This window comes from Streptomyces sp. SAS_270 (assembly GCF_052543295.1).
Genome location: NZ_JBMNDS010000125.1, coordinates 1 through 18,574 on the forward strand (window position 1 = coordinate 1; position 18,574 = coordinate 18,574).

Consider the following 18,574-nt stretch of genomic DNA (forward strand, 5'->3'; position numbering starts at 1 on the left):
CTTCGACGCCTCCACCTACGAGATGTGGGTCCCGTGGCTCACCGGCGGCGCACTGGTCGTCGCCCCCGCCGGACACCTCGACCCCGCCGCCTACCAGCACCTCATCGCCGAACACGCCATCACCGCCCTCTGGTTGACGGCAGGACTCTTCCGGCTCATCGCCGAAGAAGCCCCGGCGGCCTTCGCCGGTGTCCGCGAGGTCTGGGCCGGCGGCGACGTCGTACCGCCCGAGGCCGTCCGCCGTATCCACGACCACTGCCCGGACACCACCGTCGTCAACGGCTACGGCCCCACCGAGACCACCACCTTCGCCGCCACCCACCACATCCCGCGCCCCCTCGGCAGCGCGGGCGCGGTCCCCATCGGCGAGGCCCTCGACAACCACCGTCTCTACGTCCTCGATCCACATCTCCGGCTGGTTCCGCCGGGCACCCCGGGCGAGCTGTACATCGCGGGCGCCGGGCTCGCCCAGGGCTACCTGGACCGGCCCTCGGGGACCGCCGAGCGGTTCGTGGCCGACCCCTACGGTCCGGCGGGCGGGCGGATGTACCGCACCGGAGACCTGGTGCGGTGGAACGACCGGGGTTCGCTGGAGTACCTCGGGCGGGCCGACCAGCAGGTCAAGCTGCGCGGCTTCCGCATCGAACCGGGCGAGATCGAGAGCGTGCTCGCCGGTCACGCCTCGGTCGCCCAGGCCGTCGTGGCCGTCCGCGAGGACCGGCCCGGCGACAAGCGCCTGGTCGCCTACCTGGTTCCGGCGCCGGACGGCGAGGGCCTCGACGTCGAGGACGTGAAGCGGCACACGTCCGGGCTGCTGCCCGAGTACATGGTCCCGTCCGCCTTCGTCCTGCTCGACGCGATCCCGCTGACCAGCAACGGCAAGGTGGACCGCAAGGCCCTGCCCGCACCGCAGTCCGGCAACGACGCCGCAAGCGGACGCGCGCCCCGCACCCCCAGGGAAGAAGTGCTCTGCGGGCTGTTCGCCGAGATCCTCGGCCTGCCGTCCGTCACCATCGACGACCACTTCTTCCACCTCGGCGGCCACTCCCTCCTCGCCACCCGGCTGGTGGGACGCATCCGCACCGTGCTGGCGGTCGAGGTGTCCGTGGCGACCCTCTTCGAAAACCCGATCGTGGCAACGCTCGTCGAGAAGCTCGACGGCGCCAAGGCCGCAAGGCCCACATTGCGGCCGATGCGCCGGATGGGAGCGACCAAGTGATCCCCTTGTCCTTCGCCCAGCAGCGTCTGTGGTTCATCGCGCAGATGGAGGGCCCCTCGACGACGTACAACATCCCGCTCGGCGTCCGGCTGACCGGCGAACTCGACCGCGGCGCCCTGCAGTCGGCGCTGATGGACGTGATCGGCCGGCACGAGGCACTGCGCACGGTCTTCCCGGACCAGGACGGCACGCCGTACCAGCACATCCTGGCCGAGGAGGAGGTGGAGCTCGACCTGCCGGTGGTCGCGGCCACCGCCGAGACCCTCTCCACCGTCCTCGCCGAGGAGTCCGCCCAGGTCTTCCACCTGGCGGTGGACCTGCCGGTGCGGGCCCGGCTGATCGCGCTCGGCGAGCAGGAGCACGTGCTGCTCGTGATCATGCACCACATCGTCACCGACGGCGGCTCGACCGCGCCGCTCCTCGGCGACCTGGCCACCGCGTACGGGGCGCGCGTCCAGGGGCAGACGCCCGGGTGGGAGCCGCTGCCCGTGCAGTACGCCGACTACACGCTGTGGCAGCAGGAGCTGCTCGGCGAGGCGGACGACGCGGAGAGCGCCGGTGCCCTCCAACTCGCCTTCTGGCAGCACACGTTGGCGGAGCTTCCGGAGGAGGCAACGCTGCCCACGGACCGGCCGCGCCCGGCCGCCGCCTCCTACCGGGGCGCGCAGTGCACCACGCACCTGCCTGCCGACGCACACGCCGGACTCACCCATCTGGCACGGGAGTCGGGGGCGACCCTGTTCATGGCGGTGCAGGCGGCGGTCGCCACCGTGCTGTCCCGCTCGGGCGCCGGACTCGACATCCCGGTCGGCTCCCCGGTGTCCGGGCGCATCGACGAGGCGCTCGACGGTCTGGTCGGCTTCTTCGTCAACACCCTCATCCTGCGTACGGACCTGACCGGCGACCCCAGCTTCCGCGACCTGCTCGGCCGGGTGCGCAAGACGGACCTGGCCGCCTGGAACCACCAGGACCTGCCCTTCGACCGCCTCGTCGAGGTCCTCAACCCCGAGCGGTCCGCCTCCCGGCACCCCCTGTTCCAGGTGATGCTGACCCTCGGCGAGGCCGGTTCGGACGCGGTCGGCTTCCCCGGTCTGGACGCCCGCACCGAGTACAACGAGCTGCAGATCGCCAAGTTCGACCTGACGTTCGGCTTCGGCGAGCACCGCACCCGCGACGGGCGGCCGGGCGGCCTGGACATCACCATCGAGTACGCCACCGACCTGTACGAGGCGCGCACGATCGACGCGCTGATGGCCCGGCTCCGCCGTCTGCTGGAAGCGGTGCTCACCTCGCCCGACACCCCACTGTCCGTCCTCGACCTGCTCGGCGAGCACGAGCGCCGGCAGCTCCTGGAGGAGTGGGCGGGCACCGTCACCGGCGGCCCCGAGGCGAGCCTCGCCGAGCTGTTCGCCGCGCAGGCCGCCCGCACCCCGGACGCCGTGGCCCTGGTGGACGAGTACCAGGACTTCTCCTACGGCGAGCTGGACGAGCTCACCAACCGGCTCGCCCACCACCTGATCGACCTCGGCGTCCGCCAGGGGGATGTGGTGGCCGTCCTGATGGAACGCTCGGCCGACCTGCTGACGGCGCTGCTCGCGGTGGTCAAGGCGGGCGCCGTGTACGCGCCGCTGAACACCACCGACCCGGACACCCGGCTCGTCCAGATCCTCGGCGACACCGGAGCGCCGGTGCTGCTCACCGACGAGGCGATGTCCGACCACCCGGTGGTCGCCCAGGCCACCGCACAGGTCGTCGTCCTCGACGGAGCCCTCGCCCTCGACACCCTGCCCGCCACCGCCCCGGTGCCCGCCATCCACCCCGACCAGCCGGTGTACGCCATGTTCACCTCGGGCTCGACGGGCCTGCCCAAGGGCGTCACGGTCACCCACCGCAATGTCGCCGACCTGGCCGCGCAGAGCCGGTACGCGGGCGGCAACCACCGGCGGGTGCTGTTCCACTCCCCGGCCGCGTTCGACGCGTCGACGTACGAGATATGGGTCCCGTGGCTCAACGGCGGCACCCTCGTCGTCGCGCCGCCCGGCCACCTCGACCCGGCGGGCTACCGGCGGCTGATCGACGACCACGGGATCACCAGCCTGTGGCTGACCGCGGGCCTGTTCCGGCTCATGGCCGAGGAGGCACCCGACGCCTTCGCCGGTGTCCGCGAGGTCTGGGCCGGCGGCGACGTCGTACCGCCCGAGGCCGTCCGCCGTATCCACGACCACTGCCCGGACACCACCGTCGTCAACGGCTACGGCCCCACCGAGACCACCACCTTCGCCGCCACCCACCGGGTCCGCCGGGACGACGACTGCACGGGCACGATCCCGATCGGCGAGGCCCTCGACAACCACCGCCTCTACGTCCTCGACCCCGGCCTCCGGCTGCTGCCGCCCGGCACCCCGGGCGAGCTGTACATCGCGGGCGCCGGTCTCGCGCAGGGCTACCTGAACCGCCCCGGCCTGACCGCCGAACGCTTCGTGTCCGACCCGTACGGAACGCCCGGCACACGCATGTACCGCACCGGCGACCTGGTCCGCTGGAACCACGAGGGCTCGCTCGAATACCTCGGCCGGGCGGACCAGCAGGTCAAGCTGCGCGGCTTCCGCATCGAACCCGGCGAGATCGAGAGCGCGTTGACCGCCCACGCGGACGTCGCCCAGGCCACCGTGATCGTCCGTGAGGACCGCCCCGGGGACAAGCGTCTGGTCGCCTACCTGGTGCCGTCCCCGGACGGCGACGGCCTCGACGTCGAGGACGTGAAGCGGCGCACGGCCGCGCTGCTGCCCGAGTACATGGTCCCGTCCGCCTTCGTCCTGCTCGACGCGATCCCGCTCACCACCAACGGCAAGATCGACCGGCGTGCGCTGCCCGCGCCCCAGCAGTCCCTGGACACCGGCGGCCGGGCACCCCGCACCCCGGCCGAGGAAGTGCTGTGCGGCCTGTTCGCCGCCGTACTGGGCCTGCCGTCGGCCTCCATCGACGACCACTTCTTCCACCGCGGCGGCCACTCCCTCCTCGCCACCCGGCTCATCAGCCGCATCCGTGCCGTGTGGGACGCGGAGATCACCATCCGGGACCTGTTCCAGTACCCGACGGTCGCCCAGCTCGCCGAGCGGCTCACGGCGGCGAGCGGCGACGCGCGGCGCCCGGCCCTCGTCCCCGAGGACCGCCCGGAGCGCGTCCCCCTCTCCTCGGCCCAGCAACGCCTGTGGTTCCTGGATCAGTTGGAGGGCCCGTCGGCGACGTACAACATCCCGATGGCGCTACGGCTGCACGGCCGGCTCGACCGGGAGGCGCTGCGGCTCGCGCTGAGCGACCTGGCCGGCCGCCACGAGAGCCTGCGCACCCTCTACCCGACCCATGAGAGCAAGCCGTACCAGCACGTCCGGCCGCCCCAGCCGGTGGAACTCCCGCTCACCGCGGCCACGACGGACACGCTGCCCGCGCTGCTGGGCGCGGAGGCGGCCCGCACCTTCGACCTGGCATCCGAACTCCCCTTCCGTGGCGGCCTGTTCAGGCTCGGCGAGCAGGACCACGTCCTCTCCCTCGTCATCCACCACATCGCCTCCGACGGCTGGTCCAACGCCCCGCTCTTCCGCGACCTGTCGGCCGCCTACGAGGCACGGACGCAGGGCCAGGCACCCGACTGGCAGCCGCTGCCGGTCCAGTACGCCGACTACACGCTGTGGCAGGAGCGCCTGCTGCGCGAGGACGAGGACCGCCAACTCACGCACTGGCAGCAGGCGTTGGCGGACCTCCCGGAGGAGGCCACACTCCCGACGGACCGCCCCCGCCCGGCCACCGCCTCCAACCAGGGCACCACCCACACCGTCCACTGCGACGCACGGCTGCACACGGCGCTCGCCTCCCTCGCGCAGGACACCGGCACCACGCTCTTCATGGTCGCCCAGGCCGCCGTGTCAGCCCTGCTGTCGCGCTCCGGCGCCGGACAGGACATCCCGCTCGGCTCCCCGGTCGCCGGCCGCACCGACCAGAAGCTCGACGACCTGATCGGCTTCTTCGTCAACACCCTGGTCCTGCGAACCGACCTGACCGGCAACCCCACCTTCCGCGACCTGCTCACCCGGGTCCGCGAGACGGATCTCGCCGCCTGGAACAACCAGGACCTCCCCTTCGACCGCCTGGTCGAGATCCTCAACCCCGAGCGCACGACCGCCCGTCACCCCCTCTTCCAGGTCATGCTGACGCTGGCCGAGACCTCTGCCGAAGCCCCCGGACTGGGCGATCTGACCGGCGAGTTCGCGTTCCCGGAGACCTCGGTCGCGAAGTTCGACCTGACCTTCGCGTTCGGCGAGCACCGCGGCGCGGACGGGGCGCCGGGCGGCCTGGACATCACCGTCGAGTACGCCACGGACCTCTACGAGGCGCGCACGATCGAGGCGACGGCCGACCGTCTCGTACGCCTTCTCGGCGAGGCCGTCGCGACGCCCGATCTGCCGGTCACCGAACTGGAGTTGCTCGCCGCCGACGAGCGGGACCGGGTCCTGGAGTGGAGCGGTGTCCCGTCACCGGCGCCCGGTCTGGGCCTGGACGGACTGTTCGCTGGGCAGGCCGCGCGCACCCCGGACTCCCTGGCGCTGGTCTTCGAGGACCAGCAGCTGACGTACGCCGAACTGGACATCTGGTCCAACCGCCTGGCAAGGCATCTGACCGGCCACGGAGTGGCCCCCGGCAGCATCGTCGCCATCCACCTGGAACGCTCGCCGCACCTGATCGCCTCGCTGCTCGCGGTGCTGAAGGCGGGCGCCGGCTACACGCTGCTGGACCCGCAGTTCCCCGCCGACCGCCTCACCACCGTCCTCAACCAGACCACTCCCTCCGCCCTGGTCACCCAGAGCCACCTGGTGGCGCTGCCCACCGAGGCGACACTGGTCGACCTGACGATCGACACCCCCGCGATCAGCGCGCTTTCCGGGACGCCGGTGGAGACCGCCGGGCACCCGGAGTCCACCGCGTGCGTCATGTTCACCTCCGGCTCCACCGGCGTACCCAAGGGCGTGGCCGCCTCGCACCGCGCGCTGGCGGCGACGTTCATCGGCCCCGACTACCTCCACTTCGGCCCGGAACAGACCTACCTGCAGAGCTCCCCGGTCTCCTGGGACGCCTTCGCCCTGGAGGTCTTCGGCCCGCTGCTGCACGGCGGGGTCTGCGTCCTGCAGCCCGGCCAGCACACGGACCCGCACCAGATCGCGGAGCTGGTGGAACGCCACGAGATCACCACGCTGCAGATGTCGGCGAGCCTGTTCAACCACATGCTGGACGAGCACCCGGCGGTCTTCTCCCTCGTCCGGGAAGCCATGACCGCGGGCGAGGCGGCATCACCCGCGCACACCGCCAAGGCGCTTGCGGACCACCCCCACCTGCACCTGGTCAACGGCTACGGGCCCGCCGAGAGCATGGGCTTCACCACGGCGTACACGATCACGGAGGCCGCACCCGCCATCCCGATCGGCGGCCCCATCGCGGGCAAGCACGCCTACGTCCTCGACGAGAACCTGCGCCTGCTGCCGCCGGGCGTCCCGGGCGAGCTGTACGTCGCCGGTCACGGACTGGCGAACGGTTACATCGGCCAGCCGGTCCTGAGCGCCGAACGCTTCGTCGCCAACCCGCACGGCACACCGGGCACGCGGATGTACCGCACCGGCGACCTGGCCCGCTGGTCCCGCGACGGCTCCCTCGAATACCTCGGCCGGGCAGACCAGCAGATCAAACTGCGCGGCTTCCGCATCGAGCCGGGCGAGATCGAGTCAGCGCTGCTCCGCCACCCCTCCGTCATCCAATCCGCCGCGGTGATCCGCGAGGACAGGCCGGGCGACAAACGCCTGGTGGCGTACGTGGTGCCCACCGACGGTTCAACCGGGCCGGACCTGACCGAACTGCGCCGGCACGCGGCCGCAGCGCTGCCCGAGTACATGGTCCCGGCGGCGATCGTCCCCCTGGACGCCCTGCCCCTGACGGTGAACGGCAAGCTGGACCGCCGCGCCCTGCCCGAGCCGCCACAGGCCGAGGCGACCGGCGGCCGGTCCCCGCGCACCCCGGCGGAGGAGATCCTGTGCGGCCTGTTCGCGGCCACACTCGGAGTCGGCTCGGTCACCATCGACGACCACTTCTTCCATCTGGGCGGCCACTCCCTCCTCGCCACCCGTCTGATCGGCCGCATCCGCGGGATCTGGGACACCCCGGTCACCATCCGGGACCTGTTCCAGTGCCCGACACCCGCGCTGCTGGCGGAGCACATCGCGACACAGGCGGGCGGCAACCCGCTGGAGACCCTGCTCCCCATCAAGGCCGCGGCCACGTCCGGCCCCGACTCCTCCCAGCCCCCGCTGTTCTGCGTCCACCCGATCTCCGGGATGAGCTGGTGCTACGCCGGCCTGATGCGGCACCTGGGCGACCGCCCCCTGATCGGCCTGCAGGCACGGGAGTTGACGGACCCGGCGCTGCGACCGGCCGACATGGCGGAGATGGCGGACACGTACGTCAGCGAGATCCGCTCGGTCCAGCCGCACGGCCCGTACCACCTCCTGGGCTGGTCGTTCGGCGGCCTGGTCGCCCACGCGGTGGCGGCCCGTCTGGAAGAACAGGGCGAAGAAGTGGCCCTGCTCGGCCTGTTGGACGCCTATCCGCTCCCCGAGGGCTTCACCGCCCCCGCCATCACGGGCCGCGAGGTGCTCACGGCGTTCCTCGGCACCCGCGCCGCCGAACTGAACCCCGCCTGCGCGGACTCGGCCCCCGACCCCCTCGAACTGGCGGCCGTCCTGCGCCGCGAGGACCCGATCCTCGGCGCCCTGGACACGCCCCAGGCCACCGCCGTCGTCGACGCCACCGCCGCCCACCTCGCCATGCGCTACCGCTACACCCCCGACCGCCGCTTCACCGGCAACGCCGTTTTCTTCAACGCCCTCCGCACCCCCGCCGACCGCACCGGCGCCGACTCCTGGGCCCCCTATATCCTCGGCCGCGTCGAGGAACACGACATCGACTCCGAACACTGGGACCTCACCACCACCGAGCCCCTGCGCGAGATCGGCAAAATCCTCGCCGAACAACTCCGCGGCGCCCACCACTGATCACTCCCACCACGTGAACGTGCCCGGCCCTGCCCTTCCGGCGGACCGGGCGCCTTCGCGTGTACGGGGTGGGGGGGTGTGGGTGTCGGCCGGGGGTGGGTCACGCAGCCCGGCGTTCACGGGGTGCCGCTGCGCCCACCCGTGCCGCCCCTAGCGGCACGATTGCCCGCAGTTGGGCGCGGCCTGCGCACCCGCCCCCACGCACCCGCAGCCGCGTACGCACGGCAGGGGACGGGCCGGAACGTCCGCCCGCAGCGGATGGCGCGTCACCGCCCTCCGCTTGTACGCGTCACCGCCCTCCGCTTGTAAAGGAACCGATTCCGCGCCAGACCGAGGACGGATGCTCCGGCCCGGCCCCGACCCACAACGCACCGCAAGCGACCAGCGACCGGCGGCAGGCGGCAGGCACCCGGACGCAGTCACCCCCGCAGGTCAGACCGACCGAGCCGGGGAAAGCCCCCGGTGTCCCGCCCCCAACCTGCCGCCCTTGCCGCCGGACGCCGAAGGCCCACCTGCATAGCGTGATCTCGTCCGCAGGTCACGGCTTCACCGGCAGCAGAGGGTCATGGACATGGTGGATCATTCCGACTGGCGTGTCGGGGCCGCATCGGCCCCCGTCCATCACGGCGAGATTCTGCAGGGTGCCTTCACCACCCCAGCCGGACCCCTCCGCGGACTCGTCACGCTGCCCTGCACCCTCCACACGACCCGAGCGACGTTCACCCCGACCCCCGCAGGAGAGATCACCGTCTCACCGTCGTGGAAGGGCAAGGCGAGACGCGCCGCCGAGCTCGCCGTACGCGCCGTGACCCCGCCGGGCGCGAAACCGGCCGGCGGCCACCTGGAACTGACCGGAGACGTACCGCTGTGCCGCGGCTTCGGCTCCTCCACCAGCGACGTGCTGTCGGCGATATGGGCGGTGAAGGACGCGTTCGCCGACCCCCTGCCCCCGCAGGAGGTCGCCCGCCTCGCCGTACACGCGGAAACCGCCTCGGACTCCCTGATGTTCGAGGAGTCCACCGTGCTGTTCGCGCAGCGCGAGGGCACCGTGATCGAGGACTTCGGTTACCGGATGCCACCCCTGAGAGTCCTCGGCTTCGGCTCGCGCCCCGCGAACGACGGCCGCGGCGTGGACACCCTGGCGTTCACGCCGGCCCGCTACGACCAGGCGGAGATCACACGGTTCGCCCGGCTCAGGGACATGCTCCGGGAGGCCATCCAGATGAAGGACGTCGCCCTGCTGAGCTCGGTCGCGACAGCCAGCGCGGAGATCAACCAGCGGCATCTGCCGGTCCCGGACCTGGACCGGATACGGGACGTCGAGCGGACCTGTGGCGCCCTGGGCGTACAGGTGGCACACAGCGGGGACATCGCGGGACTCCTCTTCGACCGGGACGACCCCGACGTAGAGGGACGTACCGCGCAGGCGCGGGACCTTCTGCACCGGATCGGAATCCACGAGCAGTGGATCTACACAACGGGTGACTGACATGACGACGACGACCTTGCCGAAGGCTCACTCCTCGATCGTGGAGGCCACCGAGCTGCCACGCATCATCAAGGTGAGCGACAACCTCTACGCGACGGCCTTCAGCCTGATGAAGCTGCTGCCCGCCCGCTACATCATCGACCGCGCGGAGGCCGCCGGGGTGCTCACTCCGGGCACCCCGGTCATCGAGACCTCCTCCGGAACGTTCGCGCTGGGCCTGGCGATGGTGTGCCGGCTGCGCGGCTACCCGCTGACGATCGTCGGCGACTCGGCGATCGACCAGGAGCTGCGCACCCGCCTGGAGATGCTGGGCACGACGGTGGAGATCGTCGAGCACAGCGGCCAGCCCGGCGGCATACAGGGCGCCCGGCTGGCCCGGGTCGAGGAACTGCGCCGGCAGCGGCCGGACGCCTTCGTGCCGGGCCAGTACGACAACCCCGACAACCCGGGGGCGTACGGCGTGGTCGCCGACCTGATCGGCGAGACGGTCGGCTCCGTCGACTGCCTGGTGGGCCCGGTCGGTTCGGGCGGCTCGACGGGCGGACTCGCCGCGTCGCTGCGGCCGGCGAACCCGGCGCTGCACCTGGTCGGCGTCGACACGCACGGCAGCATCATCTTCGGCACCCCGGACGGCCCGCGCACCCTGCGCGGCCTGGGCAGCAGCATCCACCCGGGCAACGTGAAGCACGCGGCGTACGACGAGGTGCACTGGGTGACGGCCCCCGAGGCGTTCCACGCGACGCACGAGCTGTACCGGGCGCACGGCCTGTTCATGGGCCCGACGAGCGGCGCGTCGTTCCAGGTGGCGTCGTGGTGGGCGCAGCGCAACCCGCAGAGCACGGTGGTGATGGTGCTGCCGGACGAGGGCTACCGCTACCAGTCCACGGTGTACAACAACGCCTGGCTGCGCGAGCAGGGCATCGTCCCGAAGCCGGCCCCGACCGGCGGCCCGGTCACCGTGGACCACCCGCTGGACGCGCCGTCCGGCTGGTCTCGGCTGCTGTGGGCGCGGCGCGGCTTCGACGACGTGATGATGCCGGAGATGCCGGAGACCACGTCATGACGGAGCACCTGCTGCTGCTCATCGAGAGCAACACCACGGGAACGGGGCGCCTGTTCGCGCGCCGCGCGGCCGAACTGGGCGTCACCCCGGTCCTCCTGACCACGGACCCCGCCCGCTACCCGTACGCGACCGAGGACGCCCTGCGAACCGAGACCGTCGACACGGCGGACCAGGGCCGCATCCGGGAGGCGGCCGACCGGCTGGCCGCCGAGGCGCCGATCGCCGGTGTGCTGACCAGCTCCGAGTACTACGTGCCCGCCGCGGCCGCCCTCGCGAGCCGGCTCGGTCTGCCGGGCCCCGCCGCGAGCGCCGTACAGGCGTGCCGGGACAAGTCCGAGCAGCGGCGCACTCTCGCCGCCGCGGGGGTCGGTGTGCCGGGCTTCGCGGTGGTGGAGACGGTGGGCGCCGCGGTATCGGCCGCGGCCGCGACACGGCTGCCCGTGGTGGTGAAGCCGGTGCAGGGCTCGGGAAGTCTCGGCGTACGGCTGTGCGCGGACCTCGACGAGGTCGCGGCGCACGCGCGCACGCTGCTGGCGACGACGGCGAACGAGCGCGGGGTGGCCACCCCGGGCCGGATCCTCGTCGAGGAGTACCTGACGGGCGCGGAGTTCTCCGTGGAGGTGTTCGGCACCGAGGCGGTGGTGACGGTCGCCAAGCACGTGGGCCCGCTGCCCGCGTTCGTCGAGGTCGGCCACGATGTGCCGGCCGCACTCCCCGGCGACCTGGAGCGGGCGCTGCGGCGCACCGCCGTCCGCGCGGTGGAGGCGCTCGGCCTCGGCTGGGGTGCGGCCCATGTGGAGCTCAGGCTCGACGGGACCCTGCCGAAGGTCATCGAGGTCAATCCGCGGCTCGCCGGCGGCATGATCCCCGAACTGGTGCGCAGGGCCTGCGGGATCGACCTGGTGCGCGCGCAGGTGCTGGCCGCGCTGGGCCGGCCGCCCGAGCTGGAGCGCGGGGTGTACGGCCGGGCCTCGATCCGCTTCCTGACCGCGGACCAGGACGGCATCCTCGCCCCGGACCTCACCGATGTCACCGCCAGGGCGGGCGCCGTGCCGGACGTCGTGGAGGCGACCCTGTACCGCGGCCCCGGCGAACCCGTCGGCCCCGCCGCCGACTTCCGCGGCCGCCTCGGCCATGTCATCGCCGTCGCCGACCATCCCGCCCAGGCCGCCCGGGCGGCCGACCGCGGCGTCGCCGCCCTCGCCGCGGCGGTGTCGTACACGGCCCTGACCCCGGACCGGGACCTGCTCCCCGAGGAGGCCCTGACATGAGCACCGTGCCCGCCGAATCCGTGGTGACCACGGCGTCCTCGCGCGACGGCGTCGACACCGGACGCCTCAAGGCCGCCCTCGACCCCGAGGCGCACCGCATCGTCTACGACCAGTACCTGCCCCGGGAGGCGGCGGACCCGCTGGTCGGCGAGCTGGACCGCATCAGCGAGGTCGACCGCGCCCACCTGGTCATGCTGGCCGAGCACGGCATCGTCGATCCCGCGCGGGCGGCGGCGCTGCTCCGCGCGATCGAGGAGCTGCGCGGGTCCGACTTCGCCCCGGTGCGCGGCCGTCCGATGCCGCGCGGTGTGTATCTGGCCTACGAGGGCTGGCTCATCGAGCAGTTGGGCGACGAGACGGGCGGCATCCTGCACACCGGCCGCTCCCGCAACGACCTCAACGCCACCACGGCCCGGCTGAAGGTGCGCGGCCCGTACCTGGCGCTGCTGGAGGCGGTGGACGGGCTCGCCGGGGTGCTGCTGGAGAAGGCGGCGCAGTACGCGGACGTCACGATGCCCGCGTACACGCACGGCCAGCCCGCAGTGCCGATCACGTACGGCCACTACCTGGCGGGCGTCGCCGGTCCGGTGCTGCGCGCGTACGGCCAACTCCTGGACGCGGGGCGGGAGATCGACGTCAACCCGCTGGGAGCAGGGGCGATCGGCGGCACCTCGGTGCCGGTCGACCCCCAACGCACGGCCGAACTCCTCGGGTTCACGGCCACGGCCCCCAACTCCGTTGACGCGGTGGCCTCCAGGGACTTCGCACTGCATCTCCTCTCGGCCGCCGCCGTGCTCGGCGTGGCCTCGGCCCGGGTGGCGAAGGACCTGAGCACCTGGACGTCGGAGGAGTCGGGGCTGCTGCGGGTGGCCGACACCCTGGTCGGCTCCAGCTCGATGATGCCGCAGAAGCGCAACCCGTTCCTGCTGGAGCACATCCAGGGCCGGTCCACCGCGAGCCTGGGTGCCTTCGTGAGCGCGGCCTCGGCGATGACGACGGCCGGCTACACCAACGCGATCGCCGTGGGCACCGAGGCCGTACGCCATCTGTGGCCCGGGCTGAGCGACACGACCGACGCGATCACGCTGCTGCGTCTGGTCGTGGCCGGCACCGAGCCCCGTCCGGAGCGCATGGCGGCGCGGGCCCGCGAGGGCTTCACCGCGGCGACGTACCTCGCGGAGCGGCTGGTCATGGAGGGCATGCCGTTCCGGGCCGCGCACCACCTGGTGGGCGAGACGGTGCTCTCCGCGCTCGACTCGGGCCGCTCCCTGGAGGAGACGTCCCGCTTCGACCACGACCTGGCCCCGGACCGCGTCGCCGCGGCGTGCGCCCACGGGGGCGGACCGGGCACGGACGGACTGCCGCCGCTGAAGGCTCAGTTGGGCACCTACCGGGCCCAGTTGACAGACCGTCAGGACCGCTGGTCGACCGCCGCCTCCCTGCTGACCGACGCCGTACGCAATGCCGTACGAGAGCCGGTGCGGCCATGACCACCCGGACCGAGGAGCCCCCCGTCACCACACAGACCACCCCGCGCCGCGGGCTGTTGCGCCACCGCGACTTCCGCCTCCTCTGGCTCGGTGAGACGACCAACCGGGTCGGCATCAACATCACCACCGTCGCCATGCCGCTGGTCGCCGTGGTGACCCTGAACGCGAGCACGTTCAGCGTGAGCGTGCTCGCGGCCGCGCCCTGGCTGCCCTGGCTGCTGATCGGACTGCCGGCCGGCGCCTGGGTGGACCGGGTACGGCGGCGCCCGGTGATGATGGCGTGCAACCTCGCCTCGCTGGTCCTGCTCGCGAGTGTGCCGGTGGCCGCCTGGCTCGATGTCCTCACCATGACGCAACTCCTGGTCGTGGCCCTGCTCAACGGCCTCGCCGCGGTGTTCTTCGGCATCTCCTACAAGGTGTTCGTGCCGTCCATCGTCGAACGCGAGGACCTCCAGGAGGCCAACGCCAAGCTGCAGGGCAGCGAGTCGGTGGCGCAGATCGCAGGTCTGGGCGGCGGAGGTCTGCTCGCCCAGGCGTTCGGCGCGGTCGCCGGGCTGCTGGTCAACGCCGGAACGTTCCTGTTCTCGGCGCTGTGCCTGTTCGGCATCCGCACCGCCGAACCGCGGCCGGAGCTGCCCAAGGAACGCACACCGCTGCGCCAGGACATCCGCGAGGGCCTCCAGTACACGATCCGGGACCCCTACCTGCGCGTCCTGACCACCTACGGCACCGTCACCAACCTGCTCCTGACGGCCTATCAGGCGATTATGCCGGTGTTCCTGATCCGGGAACTGGACCTGCCGGAGAGCGCGACCGGCTGGCTGCTGGCGTCCAGCAGCGTCGGCGGGATCCTCGGCGCCGTCGTCGCCAAGCGGCTGACCGCCCGCTGGGGCACCGCGCGCGGGATGCTGCTGGCCACCCTCACCACCGCGCCGTTCGCGCTGCTGATCCCGATGGGCGGCAAGGGCTGGCTGCTGGTGGCACTCGCGGCCGGCAGCGCCCTGCTGGCGCTCGGCGTGGTGCTCGCCAACGTGATCCAGGGCGCGTTCCGCCAGCGCTACTGCCCGCCGCACCTCCTCGGCCGGATCACCTCGTGCATCTCGGTCGCCAACTTCGGTGCCATTCCGTTCGGTTCACTGCTCGGCGGCGCGCTCGGCACGGCGCTCGGGCTGCGTCCGACGCTGTGGCTGCTGACCGCCGGACTGGCACTCACCCCCCTGTTGCTGCTGATCGGACCGCTGCGCGGCAGGCGCGACCTGCCCGCGGTGCCGGCCGGCGCACCCGGCGGGTCATGAGGCCCGATCCGTCCGACCCTTGAGTAAGAACAGGAGAGACCCCGTGGAAGGAACACTGCCGTGGGTCGCCCGTGAGCTGCCAACCCCCGGCTCGCTCGACCTCTGGCTCCTGAGGGTCTCGGATGTCCCCGCCGGCATCCTGGACGAGGCGGTGCTCGACGCCACCGAGCGCCAACGCGCCGCCGCCCTCATGCGCGATGCCGACCGAACCCGGTTCACGGCCGCGCATGTCGCCCTACGGCGCCTCCTCGGGTCGTATCTGCGGGTACGCCCGGAGGAGATCCACTTCGGTCGGGACACCTGCCCCTGCTGCGGTGGCCCGCACGGCCGCCCGACCGTGCTCGGCGCAGCGCGCGACCTGTTCTTCTCGCTCTCCCACCGCGGCGATCTGGCTCTGGTCGGTACGGCCATGGTGCCGATCGGCGTCGACGTGGACCTGGTGTCGGACGCGACGGCGACAGCCGAACTGAGCTCGATGCTGCACGTGGCCGAGCAGGAGGAACTGGCCGCCCTCTCACCGGCGTTGCGCCCCCGCGCGCTCGCCCGGCTGTGGACCCGCAAGGAGGCGTACCTCAAGGGCCTCGGCTCCGGACTGGGGCGCGACCCCTCCCTCGACTACGTCGGCTCCGGAGCACCGGGAGGCCCTTACCCGCCCTCCGGCTGGACCCTGTTGGAGGTGCCCGTCGACCGGGGCTACGCGGCGGCGGTGGCGGTTCGCGGCGAGCTGACCCTCACCGTCCCGACCGTCACCCGGCTCTCCGGGCTGGAGGTCGCCGGCCTCACCTGCGCCGCACCGCTGTCGGAAACGTCGTCCTCCCTGCTGACGAGAGGACCGACTCCCCTGGGACGCGCGCCGACTTCCCGGCGGCCGGGAGCATCGGCACCGGCTCCCCGGGCGCCGGGAACCTCCCCGCTGCTGACGGGAGGCACCCCGACCTGACCGCCGCACAGCTCACCGCCGTAAAGCTCACCGCCGTACAACCACCCACTCCACCACGTCTGTCCCCACCCCTACGGCCCCTTGGAACTGACCATGTCAAACGCTGTGCAGCAGGCTCCCGCGGCCCGCCTCCCGCGGATGCGGACCCACACCGCCGAACGACGTTCCTCCTCTCCCGGCGAGCCGATGACGGGCGCGCAGTCCCTCGTCCGCTCGCTCGAAGAGGTGGGCGCGGACACGGTGTTCGGCATTCCCGGCGGTTGCATCCTGCCGGCGTACGACCCGCTGATGGACTCCGAGCGGCTGCGGCACGTCCTCGTGCGGCACGAGCAGGGAGCGGGTCACGCGGCCACCGGATACGCGCAGGCCACCGGCAGGGTCGGTGTCTGCATAGCGACCAGCGGCCCGGGGGCCACCAACCTGGTCACGCCGATCGCCGACGCCCACATGGACTCGGTGCCGCTCGTGGCGATCACCGGGCAGGTGCCCTCCAAGTCGATCGGCACGGACGCCTTCCAGGAGGCGGACATCGTCGGCATCACCATGCCGATCACCAAGCACAACTTCCTGGTCACCAACCCCGAGGACATCCCGCGGACGATCGCGGAGGCCTTCCACCTCGCCTCCACCGGCCGCCCGGGCCCGGTCCTCGTCGACATCACGAAGGACGCGCTGCAGTCGCCGACCATGTTCTCCTGGCCGCCGTCGGCGAACCTGCCCGGCTACCGGCCGGTGACCCGCCCCCACCCCCGGCAGGTCCGCGAGGCGGCCCGACTGCTCAACTCCGCACAGCGGCCCGTCCTTTACGTCGGCGGCGGCGTCCTGAAGGCCAGGGCCACCGCCGAACTGCGCGACCTCGCCGAACTGACCGGCGCACCCGTGGTCACCACCCTGATGGCACTCGGCGCCTTCCCCGGAAGCCATCCCCAGCACGTGGGCATGCCCGGCATGCACGGCGACGTGTCCGCCGTGGCCGCCCTGCAGAAGGCCGACCTGATCGTGGCGCTCGGCGCCCGCTTCGACGACCGCGTCACCGGCAGGCTGGACAGCTTCGCCCCGTACGCCAAGGTCGTGCACGCCGACATCGACCCCGCGGAGATCGGCAAGAACCGCGCCGCCGACGTGCCGATCGTCGGTGACGCCCGCGAGGTCATCGGCGCACTGGCCGCCGCCGTACGCGACGCGCACGAGGACGGGCACCGGGGCGACTACGCAGCCTGGTGGCGGGATCTCGACCGCTGGCGCACGACCTACCCGCGCGGCTACGACCTGCCCGCCGACGGCACGCTCTCCCCGCAGCAGGTGATCGAACGCATCGGCCAACTCGCCCCGGAGGGAACCCTGTTCTCCTCCGGCGTGGGCCAGCACCAGATGTGGGCGGCGCAGTTCCTGCCGCACGAGGAGCCCGGCACCTGGTTCAACTCCGGCGGCGCCGGAACCATGGGCTACGCGGTCCCGGCCGCGATGGGCGCCCAGGCCGGTCAGCCGGACCGCACCGTGTGGGCCATCGACGGCGACGGCTGCTTCCAGATGACCAACCAGGAACTCACCACCTGCGCCCTGAACAACATCCCGATCAAGGTCGCCGTCATCAACAACGGCGCCCTCGGGATGGTCCGCCAGTGGCAGAACCTCTTCTACGGCGCACGCTTCTCCAACACCGTGCTGCACAACGGCGAGACCAACGCCGCGACCGGCTCCACCCGGGGCGTGGGCTCCACCGCCAACCGGGGCACCCGCGTCCCCGACTTCGTCCTCCTCGCCGAGGCGATGGGCTGCGTGGGCCTGCGCTGCGAGTCCCCGGACGAGCTGGACGCGGTCATCGACAAGGCCAACTCGGTCACCGACCGCCCGGTCGTCGTGGACTTCATCGTCCACGAGGACGCGATGGTCTGGCCGATGGTGCCGGCCGGCACCTCCAACGACGACATCATGGCCGCCCGGGACGTCCGCCCCGACTTCGGCGACGCCGCGGACGACTGAGAGGACCCTCCGACATGTCCCAGCACACACTCTCCGTCCTGGCCGAGAACACCCCCGGCATCCTGGCCCGGATCGCCGCCCTGTTCTCGCGCCGCGGCTTCAACATCGACTCGCTCGCCGTGGGCACCACCGAGCACCCGGACCTCTCCCGCGTCACCATCGTCGTACGCGTCGACGACCAGCTCTCCCTGGAGCAGGTCACCAAGCAGCTCAACAAGCTCATCAACGTCGTGAAGGTCGTCGAGCTGGAGCCCGACTCCGCCGTGCGGCGCGAACTGGTCCTGGTGAAGGTCCGCGCCGACAACGCGACCCGCTCCCAGATCGTCGGCATCGCCGAGCTGTTCCGCGCCAGGACGGTGGACGTCTCCCCCGAGGCGGTCACCCTTGAGGCCACCGGCGCCGGCGACAAACTCGACGCGATGCTGCGGATGCTGGCCCCGTTCGGCATCAGGGAACTCGTCCAGTCCGGCACGATCGCCATCGGCCGCGGCTCCCGCTCCCTCGCCGAACGCGGAGTCCGCGAGGCCCGCCCCGTCCGCTTCACGGCAACGGAAGCAACCCCGCAGACGCAGTCCGCCTGAGCCTGATTCACGTACCCAATAACCCATACACATCTGAGGAGTTATCCCGATGGCCGAGCTGTTCTACGACGCCGACGCCGACCTGTCCATCATCCAGGGCCGCAAGGTCGCGGTCATCGGCTACGGCAGCCAGGGCCACGCCCACGCGC

Annotated in this window: 11 protein-coding genes; all 11 read left to right on the forward strand. The window is 72.3% G+C overall.

Annotation, left to right across the window (positions count from 1 at the left end; translation table 11 throughout):
* On the forward strand, positions 1-1,219 hold a 1,219-nt coding region (locus ACN6LB_RS43375), incomplete at its 5' end, for a non-ribosomal peptide synthetase (protein ID WP_445030713.1).
* Entirely contained in the window at positions 1,216-8,313 is a 7,098-nt protein-coding gene (locus ACN6LB_RS43380) for an amino acid adenylation domain-containing protein (RefSeq protein WP_445030714.1), read from the forward strand. The genes ACN6LB_RS43375 and ACN6LB_RS43380, both read left to right, overlap by 4 nt.
* A 571-nt stretch (positions 8,314-8,884) precedes the next feature.
* Positions 8,885-9,802: a GHMP family kinase ATP-binding protein gene (locus ACN6LB_RS43385; protein WP_356148207.1), complete on the forward strand. Its 918-nt coding sequence runs from the start codon at positions 8,885-8,887 to the stop codon at positions 9,800-9,802.
* Between the two features lies 1 nt (position 9,803).
* Positions 9,804-10,865: a PLP-dependent cysteine synthase family protein gene (locus ACN6LB_RS43390; RefSeq protein WP_445030715.1), complete on the forward strand. Its 1,062-nt coding sequence runs from the start codon at positions 9,804-9,806 to the stop codon at positions 10,863-10,865.
* Positions 10,862-12,136 carry an ATP-grasp domain-containing protein gene (locus tag ACN6LB_RS43395; RefSeq protein ID WP_445030716.1) on the forward strand — a complete coding sequence of 425 codons (1,275 nt, stop codon included), beginning with the start codon at positions 10,862-10,864 and terminating at the stop codon, positions 12,134-12,136. Before ACN6LB_RS43390 ends, ACN6LB_RS43395 begins: the two co-directional genes overlap by 4 nt.
* A complete protein-coding gene (gene argH / locus ACN6LB_RS43400; RefSeq protein ID WP_445030717.1) occupies positions 12,133-13,626 on the forward strand; it encodes an argininosuccinate lyase in 1,494 nt (497 codons plus the stop codon). Before ACN6LB_RS43395 ends, argH begins: the two co-directional genes overlap by 4 nt.
* The gene (locus ACN6LB_RS43405; RefSeq protein ID WP_356148232.1) at positions 13,623-14,921 is read left to right on the forward strand and encodes an MFS transporter; all 1,299 of its coding nucleotides are present in this window, start codon (positions 13,623-13,625) and stop codon (positions 14,919-14,921) included. The genes argH and ACN6LB_RS43405 overlap by 4 nt, the downstream gene beginning before the upstream one ends.
* 43 nt (positions 14,922-14,964) lie before the next feature.
* Positions 14,965-15,861, forward strand: a complete 897-nt coding sequence (locus ACN6LB_RS43410; protein WP_445030718.1) for a 4'-phosphopantetheinyl transferase family protein — start codon at positions 14,965-14,967, stop codon at positions 15,859-15,861.
* 138 nt (positions 15,862-15,999) lie between these two features.
* Positions 16,000-17,844 (forward strand): acetolactate synthase large subunit, encoded by a 1,845-nt coding sequence (locus ACN6LB_RS43415; protein ID WP_445030720.1) that lies wholly within the window; start codon positions 16,000-16,002, stop codon positions 17,842-17,844.
* A gap of 14 nt (positions 17,845-17,858) precedes the next feature.
* A complete protein-coding gene (ilvN, locus tag ACN6LB_RS43420) occupies positions 17,859-18,425 on the forward strand; it encodes an acetolactate synthase small subunit (RefSeq protein WP_445030719.1) in 567 nt (188 codons plus the stop codon).
* A gap of 49 nt (positions 18,426-18,474) precedes the next feature.
* The coding region (locus tag ACN6LB_RS43425) for a hypothetical protein (RefSeq protein WP_134655277.1) at positions 18,475-18,574 on the forward strand (100 nt) is incomplete at its 3' end.

Excerpts from the sequence above, each read along its gene's own strand:
- ACN6LB_RS43395 (WP_445030716.1), top strand. The coding sequence starts at position 10,862 with ATGACGGAGCACCTGCTGCTGCTCATCGAGAGCAACACCACGGGAACG.
- argH (WP_445030717.1), top strand. The coding sequence starts at position 12,133 with ATGAGCACCGTGCCCGCCGAATCCGTGGTGACCACGGCGTCCTCGCGC.
- ACN6LB_RS43390 (WP_445030715.1), top strand. The coding sequence starts at position 9,804 with ATGACGACGACGACCTTGCCGAAGGCTCACTCCTCGATCGTGGAGGCC.
- ACN6LB_RS43405 (WP_356148232.1), top strand. The coding sequence starts at position 13,623 with ATGACCACCCGGACCGAGGAGCCCCCCGTCACCACACAGACCACCCCG.
- ACN6LB_RS43385 (WP_356148207.1), top strand. The coding sequence starts at position 8,885 with ATGGTGGATCATTCCGACTGGCGTGTCGGGGCCGCATCGGCCCCCGTC.
- ilvN (WP_445030719.1), top strand. The coding sequence starts at position 17,859 with ATGTCCCAGCACACACTCTCCGTCCTGGCCGAGAACACCCCCGGCATC.
- ACN6LB_RS43415 (WP_445030720.1), top strand. The coding sequence starts at position 16,000 with ATGCGGACCCACACCGCCGAACGACGTTCCTCCTCTCCCGGCGAGCCG.